This window comes from Kitasatospora sp. NPDC034533 (genome assembly GCF_055575155.1).
This window is the reverse complement of the sequence record NZ_JBVITE010000041.1, coordinates 15230-30300: the sequence shown is the minus strand read 5'-3', so window position 1 is coordinate 30300 and position 15071 is coordinate 15230. Positions and strand designations below refer to the sequence as shown.

10 protein-coding genes are annotated in these 15071 nt (G+C 73.8%); 6 read left to right on the top strand and 4 right to left on the bottom strand.

Going from position 1 to position 15071, the window contains the following annotated elements; genetic code table 11:
• Positions 1-107 precede the first annotated feature (107 nt).
• Complete coding sequence (panB, locus tag ACZ55U_RS25380; RefSeq protein ID WP_465529247.1) at positions 108-977, bottom strand: 3-methyl-2-oxobutanoate hydroxymethyltransferase; 870 nt, start codon at positions 975-977, stop codon at positions 108-110.
• 300 nt (positions 978-1277) lie between these two features.
• On the opposite strand from panB, the gene ACZ55U_RS25375 reads away from it, so the two are divergent.
• From ACZ55U_RS25375 to ACZ55U_RS25365, 3 genes are all read left to right on the top strand, one after another.
• Entirely contained in the window at positions 1278-2885 is a 1608-nt protein-coding gene (locus tag ACZ55U_RS25375) for an MFS transporter (RefSeq protein WP_465529245.1), read from the top strand.
• A 185-nt stretch (positions 2886-3070) separates the two neighbouring features.
• Complete coding sequence (locus tag ACZ55U_RS25370) at positions 3071-3700, top strand: TetR/AcrR family transcriptional regulator (protein WP_465529243.1); 630 nt, start codon at positions 3071-3073, stop codon at positions 3698-3700.
• A 184-nt stretch (positions 3701-3884) separates the two neighbouring features.
• A complete protein-coding gene (locus tag ACZ55U_RS25365; RefSeq protein ID WP_465529241.1) occupies positions 3885-4931 on the top strand; it encodes an endonuclease/exonuclease/phosphatase family protein in 1047 nt (348 codons plus the stop codon).
• Positions 4932-4955: 24 nt separating this feature from the next.
• Here the strand turns inward: ACZ55U_RS25365 and ACZ55U_RS25360 are convergent, their stop codons facing one another.
• Positions 4956-6710 (bottom strand): NAD+ synthase, encoded by a 1755-nt coding sequence (locus tag ACZ55U_RS25360; protein ID WP_465529239.1) that lies wholly within the window; start codon positions 6708-6710, stop codon positions 4956-4958.
• 172 nt (positions 6711-6882) lie between these two features.
• On the opposite strand from ACZ55U_RS25360, the gene ACZ55U_RS25355 reads away from it, so the two are divergent.
• Entirely contained in the window at positions 6883-8244 is a 1362-nt protein-coding gene (locus tag ACZ55U_RS25355; RefSeq protein ID WP_465529237.1) for a glutamine synthetase family protein, read from the top strand.
• 153 nt (positions 8245-8397) lie between these two features.
• Complete coding sequence (locus tag ACZ55U_RS25350; RefSeq protein WP_465529235.1) at positions 8398-9714, top strand: hypothetical protein; 1317 nt, start codon at positions 8398-8400, stop codon at positions 9712-9714.
• A 74-nt stretch (positions 9715-9788) separates the two neighbouring features.
• Here ACZ55U_RS25350 and ACZ55U_RS25345 read toward each other — a convergent pair whose 3' ends face one another.
• A complete protein-coding gene (locus ACZ55U_RS25345) occupies positions 9789-10535 on the bottom strand; it encodes a class E sortase (RefSeq protein WP_465529233.1) in 747 nt (248 codons plus the stop codon).
• 281 nt (positions 10536-10816) lie between these two features.
• Between ACZ55U_RS25345 and ACZ55U_RS25340 the strand changes: the two genes are divergently transcribed.
• Positions 10817-13843: a bifunctional [glutamine synthetase] adenylyltransferase/[glutamine synthetase]-adenylyl-L-tyrosine phosphorylase gene (locus tag ACZ55U_RS25340; protein WP_465529231.1), complete on the top strand. Its 3027-nt coding sequence runs from the start codon at positions 10817-10819 to the stop codon at positions 13841-13843.
• 92 nt (positions 13844-13935) lie between these two features.
• Here ACZ55U_RS25340 and ACZ55U_RS25335 read toward each other — a convergent pair whose 3' ends face one another.
• Positions 13936-14904: a phosphatase PAP2 family protein gene (locus ACZ55U_RS25335; RefSeq protein ID WP_465529229.1), complete on the bottom strand. Its 969-nt coding sequence runs from the start codon at positions 14902-14904 to the stop codon at positions 13936-13938.
• Between the last annotated feature and the right edge of the window lie 167 nt (positions 14905-15071).

Below are 15071 nucleotides of genomic sequence, written 5' to 3'. Positions count from 1 at the left end.
TCCCCCCCCCCCCCCCCCCCCCCCCCCCCCCCCCCCCCCCCCCCCCCCCCCTCCCTCCCCTCCCCCCCCCCCCCCACCCCCCCCCCCCCCCCGCCGTGGGGCCGGGATCAGTGGAAGCTGTGCTCGGCCGCCGGGAAGGCGCCGGTGCGCACGTCCTGCGCGTACGCCCGGGCGGCGTCGCCGAGGACGGTCCGCAGGTCGGCGTACTGCTTGACGAACTTGGGCACCCGGCCGGCCGTCATGCCGGCCATGTCGGTCCAGACCAGCACCTGGGCGTCGGTGTCCGGCCCGCCGCCGATGCCGACGGTCGGGATCGCCAGCTGCTCGGTGACCTGGGCGGCCAGTTCGGCCGGGACGGCCTCCAGGACGACCGCGAAGGCGCCCGACTGCTGGACGGCCTTGGCGTCGCGCAGCAGCTGGTGCGCCGCCTCGTCGCCGCGGCCCTGGACCGGGTAGCCGCCGAGGGCGTGCACGGACTGCGGGGTGAGGCCGATGTGGGCCATCACCGGGACGCCGGCCTCGACCAGCAGCTCGATCGAGCGGGCGCTGCGCTCCCCGCCCTCCAGCTTGACCGCGCCGACCCCGGCCTCCTTCATCAGCCGGGCCGCGTTGTGCATGGCCTGCGCGGGGGACTCCTGGTACGAGCCGAACGGCAGGTCGGCGACGATCATGGCGCGCTTGGTGCCGCGGACGACGGCGGCGGAGAGCATCACCATCTGATCCATGGTCACCGGCACGGTGGTCTCGTAGCCGAGGTGGCAGTTGCCCGCCGAGTCGCCGACCAGCAGCACCGGGATGCCGGCCTCGTCGAACACGCCCGCCGTGAGGGCGTCGTAGGCGGTGAGCATCGACCACTTCTCGCCGCGCTGTTTGGCGGCGGCGAGGTCGCGCACGGTGACGCGGCGGTTGGTGACCCCGCCGTAGAGGCCGGCGGTCGACGCCTGGTTCTGGGCAGGCGAGGGCGTAGAAGCGTTCATCGAACGGACTCCTGAAGGGTTGTCGTCTCGTGGCGCCGTACGGCGTCCCCGGATCACCTCCATGCTTGCACGCCCCGGCTCCGGCGCAAAGAGGGGTGCGGTCGTCCCGGTGCGATCCACGACACATCGGGCGTGCGGGCCGTGCGGCGCCGGGGTGCGCGGGAGGCCCCGGACTTTGCCCCCTCTTTACGAAACGGATTCGTCTCGTATCGAATCGGCGGCTAGGGTGGTGCGGGGGGTTACGAGACGCGCTCGGCTCGGAATTGCCCGCCAGTGTCATGCCAACGGACGGGAACACCAATGACCACCGCAGCCGCACCACCCCGCGTGCCGGAAGCCATCCACCGCCGCCGCTGGGCGATCCTCGGCACCCTGCTGCTCGCCCTGCTCGTCGTCGTGCTCGACAACTCGATCCTCAACGTCGCGATGAAGACCATCGCGACCCCCGCTCCGGTCGGCCTCGGGGCCACCCAGAGCGACCTGGAATGGTCGATCAACTCCTACACCCTGGTCTTCGCCGGGCTGCTCTTCACCTCCGGCCTGCTCGGCGACCGGTTCGGCCGCAAGCGCGCGCTGCTGGCCGGCATGGTGGTCTTCGGCGCCTCCTCGCTGCTGTCCGCGCTGGCCGCCTCGCCCGGTGAACTCATCGGCTACCGCGCGCTGATGGGCGTCGGCGGCGCGCTCGTGATGCCCGCCACGCTGGCGATCATCATGAACGTCTTCGAGCGCTCCGAGCAGCCCAAGGCGATCGGGATCTGGGCCGGCGCGGTCGGCCTGGCCATCGCCATCGGCCCGATCACCGGCGGCCTGCTGATCGAGCACTTCTGGTGGGGCTCGGTCTTCCTGGTCAACGTCCCGATCGTGGTCGTCGCGGTGATCGCGATGGTGATCCTGGTCCCCGAGTCCAAGGACCCCAACCCGGGCCGGATGGACCCGGTCGGCGTACTGCTGTCGATCGTCGGCCTGGTCGCGCTGATCTACGGCATCATCAAGGGCGGCGAGCTGGCCGACTTCACCGCGGTGGAGGCCTGGGCGCCGACCCTGGTCGGGGTGCTCGCCCTGGTCGCCTTCGTCCTGTTCGAGCGCCGCACCGCGTTCCCCGCCCTGGACGTCACCTGGTTCCGCAACCGGGTGTTCAGCGCCTCCGTGGTGGTCGTCGGCGTGGTGTTCTTCGCGCTGATGGGCGTCTCCTTCTTCGGCGTCTTCTACGTCCAGAGCGTGCGCGGCTACAGCGCCCTCCAGGCCGGCGTGCTGATGCTGCCGCTGGCCGCCGCCCAGCTGGTGTTCGCGCCGCGGGCCCGGCTGGTCGTCGACCGCTTCGGCGTCGCCGCCACCGCCGCCGGCGGCATGCTGCTGGTCGCGCTCGGCTTCGTCGGCTACGTCCTGCTGACCGCCACCACGCCGATCTGGTCGCTGGTCGTGATCGGCCTGGTGATGGGCACCGGCATGGCGCACGTCATGCCGCCGGTCACCGTCGCGATCATGGCCTCGCTGCCCCGCGAGAAGGCCGGCGCCGGCTCGGCCGTCAACAACACGTTCCGCCAGGTCGGCGGCTCGCTCGGGATCGCCGTGCTCGGCGCGGTGCTCTCCACCGTCTACCGCGACGGCATGTCCGACGCCCTGACCCGGCTGCCCGAGGGCCTGCGCGACAAGGCAGGCGAGTCGCTGGAGGCCACCCTCGCCGTCGCCGCCCGCATCCCCGGCGGCCAGGAGCTGATAGCCCCGGCGAACGACTCCTTCGTCCACGCCATGCACGTGGTGTCGGTGCTCTCGGTGGGCGTCTCGGTCATCGGTGCCGCCGTCGCCTGGTTCCTGCTGCCGCGCCGCTCGGCCGCCCCCGCGGGTCCGTCCGGCCCGGTCGCCGGGCAGCACGGCCAGGACCGGGAGACCGCGGCCGCGGACGCCTGACCTGCGGCCGGGCCGGACGCCGGCTCGGTGGCACGGCACGGCTGAGCGACAATGGCCCTGCCGCCCGGGTGCGCCCCGGGTGGCAGGGCCTCCGCCCGCCGGAACGGGCGCCGCCCACCGGGCGGACCGCCCAGTGGGACCGGACGGCGCCCTGCGCCCAGGGACAGCGAGGGAGAACAGCGGGGATGAACACCGACACCCCGACCGCCGACGCCGGGCAGTCCTGCGCCACCGCACGCCGGGGCCGGCCGCGCAGCGAGGCCGCCGAGCAGGCCATCTTCGCGGCCGTGGAGGAGCTGATGTCGGCCGGCACCGCGATGTCCGAGCTCACCATCGAGGGCATCGCCGCCGCCGCGGGCGTCGGCAAGGCCACCATCTACCGGCGCTGGCCCAACAAGGAGGCCCTGCTGGTCGACGTGGTCGGCAAGCTGGAGGCTCCGGTGCCGGAACCGACCGGCCAGGGCGCGCGGGCCGACCTGATCGTGATGATCGACTACATGCGCCGGCGCGGCCTGGCCAAGCGCACCCGCTGGGTGCTCAAGGCCGCCCTGGGGCAGCTGCACACCCTGCCCGAGCTCCACAACGCGTACCGCGAACGGGTGATCAAGCCGCGCCGCCAGGCCGCGCTGGACCTGGTGCGCCGGGCCGTGGCCGAGGGCGTGCTCCGCGACGACCTCGACGTGGACCTCCTCGGCGACCTGCTGATGGGCCCGATCCTCTACCGCACCATCCTCTGGGACGACTCCGACCTGGAGGACCCGGAGCTGGCCCGCACCATGGTCGACTCGCTGCTCGACGGCCTCGCGCCACGCTGACCCGCGCCCCCGACGTGGCCTCGCTCACCAAACCGGGCCACGCCGGAACCCGCCCGGGCGGCCCGGCGTCTGTCCCGGCATAGGCTGAGCCGGAATCCGACCACACCGGCACCGGTCCGGTACGCGCCCGCACCTCACGGGCGGGCACCGGACCGGCGACGGCACGAGTGACGGGAGCCAGGGCATGGCGCAGGCGGACAGGACCGAGCGGATCGCGGCCCCCGGAGGCGGCACCGGCTCGGCCCCCGCGGCGCGGCGCGGCGGCTTCCTCGGCCTGCGCCACTGGGGCCGGGACGCCCGCGGCAGCGGCACCTGGCGGCGCGGCCTGGTGATCGCCGTGCTGGCCGTGCTCACCGCCGCGCTGTTCGCCTTCCACGCCGAACTGCCCAACAGCGTCGGCAACCTCGGCAGCCTGCTGGAGACCTTCCTGCCCTGGCTGGGCCTGGCCGTCCCGGTGCTGCTGGTGCCCGCGCTGCTGCGCCGCTCCGCCACGGCGCTGCTCGCGCTGCTGCTGCCCGCCCTGCTCTGGGCCAACCTCTTCGGCGGCCTGCTGGGCGACAAGCGGGGCGGCCCGGGCGACTGGACGGTGGTCAGCCACAACGTGGCCGCCGCCAACACCGACGTGCCCGGCACCATCCGCACCCTGGTGGACTCGGGCGCCCAGATCGTCGCGCTCCAGGAGCTGGCCGGCACCCAGGTGCGCTCGTACGAGACCGGGCTGGCCGGCGCCTACCCCCATCACACCGTGGCGGGCACCGTCGGGCTCTGGTCGAAGTACCCGATCGGCGACGTCTCCCCGGTGGACCTGAGGATCGGCTGGACCAGGGCCTTCCGGGCGGAGGTCACCACCCCGCAGGGCCCGCTCGCGGTGTACGTGGCCCACCTGCCCTCGGTGCGGCTGAAGGCCGAGGGGGGCTTCACCGTCAACCAGCGGGACATCAGCGCCCAGGCGCTCGGCGACGCGATCCAGGCCGAGCCGCTGAAGAAGGTCCTGCTGCTCGGCGACCTCAACGGCACCATGAACGACCGCAGTCTCGCGCCCGTCACCTCGCAGATGCGCTCGGCCCAGGGCGCCGCCGGGGACGGCTTCGGCTTCAGCTGGCCGGCCGCCTTCCCGATGGCCCGGATCGACCAGATCATGAGCAAGGGCGGGCTGTCCCCGCTCGACTCCCGCACCCTGCCCCGGGACGGCAGCGACCACCTCGCGGTGGCCGCCACGTACAGGTACTAGGCCCCCTGTCCGGCCGCGCACGCCCTAGCCGCGCCGCCAGCGGTTGGTGATCGGCAGGCGGCGGTCCCGGCCGAAGTTCTTGGCCGAGATCTTGGGGCCCGGCGGGTACTGGCGCCGCTTGTACTCGGCGGTGTCCACCAGCCGGACCACCCGGTCCACCACGGCCGGGTCGAAGCCGGCCGCCACGATCGCGTCCCGGCCCTCGTCCTCCTCGACGTAGCGGGTCAGCACCGTGTCCAGCAGGTCGTAGTCGGGCAGCGAGTCGGTGTCCAGCTGGTCCGGCCGCAGTTCGGCGGACGGCGGCTTGGTGAGGGTGTGCTCCGGGATCGGCGGCACCTCGCCGCGCCGCTCGGCCTCCTCGTCGCGCCACCGGGCCAGCCGGTGGACCAGCGACTTGTAGACGTCCTTGATCGGCCCGTACGCGCCCACCGAGTCCCCGTACAGGGTCGAGTAGCCGACCGCCAGCTCGCTCTTGTTGCCGGGCGCGAGCACGAGGTGCCCCTCCTGGTTGGAGATCGCCATCAGCAGGGTGCCGCGCAGCCGGGACTGGAGGTTCTCCTCGGCCAGGCCGGTCAGCTCGGTCGCCGCCAGGTAGGCGTCGAACATCGGGGCGATGGAGACGGTCCGGAAGTGCAGCCCGGTGCGCCGGGCCAGCTCGGCCGCGTCGTCCCGGGAGTGCTGCGAGGAGTAGCGGCTGGGCATCGAGACGCAGTGCACGTTGTGCGCGCCGACCGCGTCCACCGCGATCGCCGCCACCAGGGCCGAGTCGATGCCGCCGGAGAGGCCGATCAGCACGGACTCGAAGCCGTTCTTGGTCACGTACGCCCGGGTGCCGGAGACCAGCGCGGCCCAGATCTCCGCCTCGTCCGACAGCCGCGGCGCCACCTCGGCGACGAGCCGGCCGGCCGGCTCCGAGGCGGGCCCGCCGTCGAGTTCGGTGCGGACCAGGCGCAGCCCGTCGCTCAGCGGCAGGCCGTCGGCGTGGTCGCCCGTCGCGGCCGGCAGGTCGAGGTCCAGCACCAGCAGGTGCTCCTCGAACTGCGGGGATCGGGCGAGGACCCGGCCGTCCGCGCCGACCACGATCGAGTCCCCGTCGAAGACCAGCTCGTCCTGGCCGCCGACCATGTTGACGTACGCCAGGGTGCAGCCCGCCTCGGCCGCCCGGCGCCGCACCAGCTCCAGCCGCAGGTCGTCCTTGTTCCGCTCGTACGGCGAGCCGTTGACGACCAGCAGCAGCCCGGCGCCGGCCTCGCGGGCGGCGGTGACCCGGCCGCCGTCCTGCCAGATGTCCTCGCAGATGGCCAGCGCGACGTCCACCCCGCGCACCCGCAGCACCGGCAGCTGGTCGCCCGGGACGAACCAGCGGAACTCGTCGAACACGCCGTAGTTGGGCAGGTGATGCTTGGCGAAGCGGGTCACCACCCGGCCGCGGTGCAGCACGGCGGCGCAGTTCTGCGGGGAGCCGGCCGGGCGGTTGAAGCGCGGCGAGGCGTGCTCGGAGCGTCCCAGGTAGCCGACCACCACCGGGACCTCGCCGGAGCCGTCCGCGGCCAGCCGGCCGGCCAGCTCGACCAGCGCGGCGCGGGAGGCCTCGACGAAGGAGCGGCGCAGCGCGAGGTCCTCCACCGGGTACCCGGTGAGGGCCATCTCGGGGAAGGCGACCAGCTGCGCGCCGGCCGCCACGGCCTGCCCGGTCCGGCGCACCACTTCGTCGGCGTTGCGGGCGAGGTCGCCCACCCAGGGGTCGATCTGGCACAGGGCGAGACGGAGAGTGGGCATGCTCCGAGTCTAATCGTCCAACTGACGCGATGTCCCGGGCGGAATCGGGCGAGGGGGTCCGCACTGCCGTGCCGGGCGGGGATCGGCCATGATGGGGGCGACGCTTTACGAGGTCTTTCCGCGACCTCCGGCGCGTAACACGAGCGTAAAGAGCAGAGGTGAGACTGTCCCCATGGGCAAGCAGCAGCAGTTCGTGCTTCGGACGCTCGAAGAGCGTGACATCCGGTTCGTCCGACTGTGGTTCACCGACGTGCTCGGGTTCCTGAAGTCCGTCGCGGTGGCACCGGCAGAGCTTGAACAGGCGTTCGAGGAGGGCATCGGCTTCGACGGCTCCGCGATCGAGGGCTTCGCCCGGGTGTACGAGTCCGACATGATCGCCAAGCCGGACCCGACCACCTTCCAGATCCTGCCGTGGCGCTCGGAGACCCCGGGCACCGCCCGGATGTTCTGCGACATCCTGATGCCGGACGGCTCGCCCTCCTTCGCCGACCCCCGGTTCGTGCTCAAGCGCACCCTGGAGAAGGCCTCGGAGCAGGGCTTCACCTTCTACACCCATCCCGAGATCGAGTTCTTCCTGCTGAAGAACCTGCCCGGCGACGGCACCCCGCCGATCCCCGCCGACCAGTCCGGCTACTTCGACCACACCCCGCGCGGGGTCGGCCACGACTTCCGCCGGCAGGCGATCACCATGCTGGAGTCGATGGGCATCTCGGTCGAGTTCTCGCACCACGAGGGCGCCCCGGGCCAGCAGGAGATCGACCTGCGCTACGCCGACGCGCTGTCCACCGCCGACAACATCATGACCTTCCGCCTGGTCATGAAGGAGGTGGCGCTGGAGCAGGGCGTGCACGCGAGCTTCATGCCCAAGCCCTTCTCCGAGCACCCCGGCAGCGGCATGCACACCCATGTCTCGCTGTTCGAGGGCGACCGCAACGCCTTCCACGAGTCCGGCGCCGAGTACCAGCTCTCCAAGGTCGGCAGGTCCTTCATCGCCGGCCTGCTGAAGCACGCCGCCGAGACCGCCGCCGTCACCAACCAGTGGGTGAACTCCTACAAGCGGATCTGGGGCGGCTCCCAGCGCACCGCGGGCGCCGGCGGCGAGGCGCCATCGTACATCTGCTGGGGCCACAACAACCGTTCGGCGCTGATCCGGGTGCCGATGTACAAGCCGGGCAAGCAGGGCTCCACCCGGATCGAGATCCGCTCCCTGGACACCGGCTGCAACCCCTACCTCGCCTACGCCGTGACCCTCGCGGCCGGTCTCAAGGGCATCGAGGAGGGCTACGAGCTCCCGCCGGGCGCCGACGACGACGTGTGGGCGCTGTCCGACTCCGAGCGCCGCGCCCTCGGCATCCAGCCGATGCCGCAGAACCTCGGCGAGGCCATCGACCTGATGCAGCGCAGCGAACTGGTCGCCGAGACCCTCGGCGAGCACGTCTTCGACTTCTTCCTGCGCAACAAGAAGCACGAGTGGGAGGAGTACCGCTCCGAGGTGACGCCCTTCGAACTGCGCAAGAACCTCCAGGTCCTCTGACGGTTCGTCAAGCGGTTTGGGCCGCGCGGGCGGTGTACCCCACGCACGTTAATCCGTTGAGCCAATGAGGTTACTCTGCAGCGCTGCGAGCCGTGGCGGCGTGACGAGGAGGCGTATGCAGAAGATCCGTTTTGCGGATCATCCTGGAGTGTCATGCGTACTCGAATCACCACCCTGGCCCTGTCCGGACTGACGTCGGCCGCCCTCGTGTGGGGTGCCGGCGCCGCGGCCTACGCCACGCCCTCCGCCGACCACCACACAGCCGCCACACCGGCGGCGGCCCAGGGTGAGTGGGTCGACGGGCTCCTCCGTCTGGCCGCGGAGGGCAGCGGCACCACCACCCACAACTGGAACACCGACAACCGCGAGTCCCTCGCGTCCAAGCTGGTGTTCCGTCAGTCCTACGGGACGGACGGCGCCAAGACGGCCACGGGCGGCGCGCCCGCGGCCGTCGCCCAGGCCCCGGCCGCCGACCGGGCGCCGGCCGCCGCGCAGGCCCCGGCCGCGGCCAAGGCCCCGGCGGCCGTCGAAGCCCCGGCTGTGGCGCAGGCACCGGCCGTGGCCCCCGCCCAGGCCCCGGCCGCCGACCCGGCGCCCGCCGCGCAGGCGCCGGCCGCGCAGGCGCCGGCCGCCCAGGGACCGGCCGTCGCCACGGCCGAGCCGGGCGACGCGGAGGAGCAGGCCGAGGAGGGCACCGAGCAGGACGAGGCGGGCGAGGACGACGGCGAGCGCGGCCGGGGCGCGGGCCACGAGTCGATGTTCGGGATGCTCGACGAGCTGAGCCAGCTGAACGAGATGTCGGCGTCCCTCACCGGCAAGAAGTGCCACCACCACCACCACGAGTGCCCCTGCTCCCCCTGCGGCGGACACGGCGGTGGCGGCAACGGCGGCGGCAACGGTGGTGGCGGCGGGAACGGCGGGAACGGCGGGAACGGCGGGAACGGCGGGAACGGCGGCAACGGCGGCAACGGCGGCAATGGCGGCAATGGTGGGAACGGCGGTGGGGGCGGCAACCAGTCCGAGAACCAGTCCCAGAACCAGAACCAGAACGTCAACGTGACGGTCAACGTCCAGAACACCATCTACAACAACATCGACAACAGCGCGAACAACAGCGCCACCGCCAGCGCGAACAACTCCGCGACGAACACGGCGACCAACAACCAGTCGGCCTCGCAGACCAACAACTTCTCCAACTCGAACTCGAACTCGAACTCCAACGTCAACAACGCCAAGTACGGGGAGCACCACCACGGCTACCCGGGCGGCCAGGGCGGCGGGGGCCACGAGGGCGGCGGCGGCCACGAGGGTGGCGAGGGCCACCAGGGCGGCCACGCGGAGGAGCACGGCGGGCACCACGGGGAGCTCGCCGAGACGGGCAGCGAGACCTCGCCGGCCCTGCTCGGCCTCTCGGGGGCGTTCCTCGCGGCGGGCGCGGTGGCCATGCGGCTCGGCCGGCGCCGGGCCTGACCGACGCAGTCGAGTGACCGACGGGCGGTGCGCACGGAGCGCACCGCCCGTCAGGCGTTGGTCCGCCCCGCCGTTCAGCGCAGTTCGGCGGGTGGCGTGCGGCCCTGGTCCATCGGCTCCTCCCGGACCAGGCTGCCCCAGACGGCCATCCGGTACAGCGAGGTGTAGACCGGCGTGCAGGTCGTCAGCGTGATGTAGCGGCCCGGCCCGCGGTACGGGGAGCCGACCGGCACCGGGGCGATGACGCCGGTGTCGTCCTTGGCGGTCTCGGGCAGCGTGGCGTCGACGCGGTAGACGTACCAGCGGTCCCGGGTCTCGACGACCACCGGGTCGCCGCGCTTCAGCCGGTCCAGGTCGTGGAACTTCGCGCCGTGGCCGTCGCGGTGGGCGGCCAGGGCGACGTTGCCCTCGGCCTCCCAGGGCATGGCCGAGCGGTACGGCGCCGTGTAGGCCCCGGCGACCCCGTCCGCGAGGGTGTCCGCGTCGGTGCCGACCTTGATCAGCACCTGGTAGCCGGCGCCCAGGGCCGGGACGTGGAGGAAACCGACGGCCTCGCCCGGATCGAACGGGGGCGGGGCGGCGGCGGTCGGTGCGCCGGCGCCGGCCGGTGGGCCCGCCGGGACCGACCAGGACTGGCGCAGCCGCTCGGCGGAGAGGTGCGCGTGCCGGTCGGCCACGAGGTTCGTCCACCACAGCGAGTGGACGACCAGCAGGGCGAGCAGCACACCGACGGTGAACAGCAGGTCGCCCAGGGCGCCGACGGCGATCCGCAGGGGGTGTCGGCGCGGGGCCCTCCACTCGGCCGGGTGCTCGGTCGCCATGGGTCGTCCCTTCGGGCGGGAGTGCGGGGGAGGGCCGCGGAGCCGGGACGGGAGCCGCCCCGGCCTGCCATGCGTACTCCACCGCGCCGTCGAGCCGCCGGGCAAGCCGACACGCCACGCCGCGCCCGGGGGGCGCTCCGCCCGCTCCGGCGGGGTGGGCCCCCGGGCGCGTAACCTGCTAGGGCCTGTCGCCGAACCAGGGCCCGTCGCCGAACTCGCGTCGTGCGCCCCGGGGGTGGCAGTTCGAGGACGGGCCACCCAACGGACGGACGGAGGGGCTGGTGGCGGTGGAGGAGCAGCGGGCCGGGAGTCGGGTCAGCAGGCCGGAGAACCGGCTGGTCCGGCGCGGGTTCAGCGACCCCGCGCGGGCGGTGCGGCTGCTGGAGGGCCCCGGGCTGGCGGGCCTGGCCGACGACCCGGTGCTGTTGGACGCGCTCGGCGCCACCGCCGACCCGGACCTCGCGCTGCTCGGCCTGGCCCGGCTGCTGGAGGCCGCCGACGAGGTCGACCGGCACGCCCTGCGCGACACCCTCACCACCTCCAAGCCGCTGCGCGACCGGCTGCTCGGTGTGCTCGGCGTCTCCGCCGCGCTCGGCGACCACCTGGCCCGGCACCCGCACGACTGGCACGTGCTGGTCACCTTCGAGCTGCGCGACATGCACCCCGGCCCGGAGGACTTCCGCCACGCCCTCGCCGAGGGCGTGCGGGACGGCGCCCTCGGGCCGGCGAACGCCTTGCGCGTCGCCTACCGCCGCTGCCTGCTCGCCATCGCCGCCCGCGACCTCACCGGCACCACCGACCTCGCGCAGACCGCCGCCGAACTCGCCGACCTGGCCGGCGCCACCCTCCAGACCGCCCTGGACATCGCCGTCGAGCAGGACCCGGAGTCCGCCGAGGCCTGCCGGCTCGCGGTGATCGGCATGGGCAAGTGCGGTGGGCGCGAGCTCAACTACGTCTCGGACGTGGACGTGGTCTTCGTCGCCGAGCCGCGCGAGGGCGTGGCCGAGCAGACGGCGATAAGGGCCGCCACCCGGCTGGCCGCCGCCCTCACCCGGCTGTGCGCCGACACCACCGGCGAGGGCACCATCTGGCCGGTGGACGCCAACCTGCGCCCCGAGGGCCGCAACGGCCCGCTGGTGCGCACCCTGGCCAGCCACCTCGCCTACTACCAGCGCTGGGCCAAGACCTGGGAGTTCCAGGCGCTGCTCAAGGCCCGCGCGGTCGCCGGGGACGCCGAGCTCGGCGCCGCGTACGTCGAGGCGCTCGCCCCGCTGGTCTGGCAGGCCGCCGCCCGGGAGAACTTCGTCGCCGACGTGCAGCAGATGCGCCGCCGGGTGATCGACTCCATCCCGGCCACCGAGCTGGACCGCCAGCTCAAGCTGGGCCCGGGCGGCCTGCGCGACGTCGAGTTCTCCGTCCAGCTGCTCCAGCTGGTGCACGGCCGCACCGACCCGGCGTTGCGCAGCGGCAACACCCTGGAGGCGCTGGCCGCGCTCTCCCGGGGCGGGTACGTGGGCCGGGCGGACGCCGCCTCGCTGGACACCGCGTACCGCTTCCTGCGCTCGTTGGAGCACCGCATCCAGCTGTACCGGCTGCGCCGCACCCATCTGATGCCGACCGGGGCCGAGGACCTGCGCCGGCTGGCCCGTTCGCTGGCCCCGCTGATCAACGACGACACCCGCGCCGATCCGGTGGCCGCGCTGCAACGCGAGTGGAAGCGCCACGCGATGGAGGTCCGGCGGCTGCACGAGAAGCTGTTCTACCGGCCGCTGCTCGACGCCGTCGCCGAACTGCCGCCGGGCGCCGCCGGGCTGACCCCGGAGGCGGCCCGGGCCAGGCTGGAGGCGCTCGGCTACACGGACCCGGCCGCCGCGCTGCGGCACATCAGCGCGCTCGCCTCCGGGGTGAGCCGCAAGGCCGCGATCCAGCGCACCCTGCTGCCGGTGCTGCTGGGCTGGTTCGCCGAGTCGGCCGACCCGGATGCCGGGCTGCTCAACTTCCGCCAGGTCTCCGACGCACTCGGCCGCACCCCCTGGTACCTGCGGCTGCTGCGGGACGAGAGCGCCGCCGCCGAGCAGCTGGCCCGGGTGCTGTCGGCCGGCCGGCTCGCCCCCGACCTGCTGCTGCGCGCGCCCGAGGCGGTGGCCATGCTGGGCGACCCTCAGGGCCTGGAACCGCGCGGGCGGGCCGCCCTGGAGGGGGAGGTGCTGGCCGCCGTGGGCCGGGCCGGCTCCACGGCCGCCGCGGTGGCGGCCGCCCGCTCGGTGCGGCGCCGGGAGCTGTTCCGCACCGCCGCCGCGGACGTGCTCGGGCGGTTCGGGGAGGACCCTGCCGAGGCGCTGGACGCCGCGGGGGAGGCGCTCACCGCGATCAACGCCGCCACCCTCCAGGGCGCGCTGCGGGCCTGCGTGGCCGGCTGGGAGGCCGAGCACGGGGACCTGCCGACCCGGCTCGCGGTGATCGCGATGGGCCGCTTCGGCGGTCACGAACTGGGCTACGGCTCGGACGCCGACGTGCTCTTCGTGCACGAGCCGCTGCTCGGCTCGCTGGAGGAGGAGGCGGCGCGGGCCGCGCAGGCGGTCTGCAACGAGCTGCGCACCCGGCTGGGCGCGCCCTCCACCGAGCCGCCGCTGCTGGTCGACGCCGACCTTCGGCCCGAGGGGCGCAGCGGCCCGCTGGTGCGCACCCTCGCCTCGTACGCGGCGTACTACCGGCGCTGGTCGCACGCCTGGGAGAGCCAGGCGCTGCTGCGGGCCGAGCCGGTGGCGGGGGACGCCGAGCTGGGCGCGCGGTTCCGGCAGCTGATCGACCCGCTGCGCTACCCGGGCACCGGGGTGCCGGAGCGGGACCTGGTGGAGATCCGCCGGATCAAGGCGCGGATCGAGGCCGAACGGCTGCCGCGCGGGGCGGACCCGACCACCCACACCAAGATCGGCCGGGGCGGGCTCGCGGACGTGGAGTGGACGGTGCAGCTGCTCCAGCTCCGGTACGGGCACGAGGTGCCGGCCCTGCGCACCACCCGGACCAGGGCGGCGCTGGCCGCGGCCGTGGCGGCCGGGCTGGTGCGGCCGGAGGACGCCGAGGTGCTGGACACGGCGTGGGTGCTGGCCTCGCGGGTGCGGGCGGCGGTGATGCTGGTGCGCGGGCGGCCGGGGGACAGCTTCCCGGGGGAGGCCCGGGAGCTGGCCGGGGTGGCCCGCTACCTGGGGTACGGCTCCGGGCACAGCGGCGAGCTGCTGGACGACTACCGGCGGACCACCCGGCGGGCCCGGGTGGTGGTGGACCGGCTGTTCTACGGCGCCGACTGACCGCGGGGGCCGGTACGCGGAAGGGGCCCCTGGGTCGGGGCCCCTTTCCGGAGGTTCTCGTCTTCCCGGACGTGCTCGCCGGCGGGTTCCCGTCAGCGGCGCGCGGTGCTGACCGCGGGCTCGCTCCACTGCTCCGGGACGGTGACCGGCTGCTCGGCCGCCGTCTCCCGGGCGGGCACCCGGGGCAGCCGGTAGGCCCACTCGTGGTACAGCCAGCGGGCGGCGAGGAAGCCCAGCGCGAGGCAGAGCAGGCCGCCGAGGGCGTCCATCCAGAAGTGGTTGGCGGTGGAGACGATGACCACCAGGGTGGCGACCGGGTAGAGCAGGCCGAGCACCCGGACCCAGGTCCGGCGGGCCAGGAAGAAGATCGCCAGGCCGCACCACGTGGACCAGCCGATGTGCATCGAGGGCATCGCCGCGTACTGGTTGGAGACGTGCGCGGCCGGGCCGGAGGCCATCGAGCCCCAGGTGCCGTGGGCCTTCACGGTGTCGATGAAGCCGCCGTCGGTCATCAGCCGGGGCGGGGCCAGCGGGAAGAAGTAGAAGCCGACCAGGGCGATCCCGGTGGTGACGAACAGCACGGTGCGGGCCGCGACGTAGCGCCCGGGGTGGCGGCGGTAGAGCCAGACCAGCACGCCGATCGTGATGACGAAGTGCAGCGTCGCGTAGTAGTAGTTCATCCCCGTGATGAGCCACCCGACGCCGTCCACGGCGTGGTTGATCGAGCGCTCGACGGCGATGCCGAGGTGCTGCTCCAGCTTCCAGATCCAGCTCGTGTGCTTCTGGGCTATCGCTTCCTGTTCCGGAACGGCGTTCCGGACGATCGAGTAGATCCAGTAGCTGATCCCGATCAGTGCCAGTTCGAACCAGATCCGCGGCCGGGCCGGCGATCGGCGCTGGGCGCGCACGTGGCCGCGCAGGGCGGCGGTACGGGTCTGGGCGGCACGGGTGGCTCCGTCGGGCAGGCGGCCGGGGAAGGCCGTCGCTGCTCCGGAACCGCCACCGCTGGCCGCGTCGGCGCGCCGCGCGCCGCCTCGCTGGATCTCGGTCGGTTCCCCCATGGGTGGCAAGTCTGCCAGACGGCTCGTAGCCGCCTGCTCATCCTCTGGAAGTGGATTCTTCACCGGCTGTCCCCCTTGAGGGCTACGGGCCGGCTCCCACCGGGGTAGGGGTCGTTCTGGCGTTCGGTAGGTACCGGTGGGACGGACATAGCTCCCATTGTCACGCC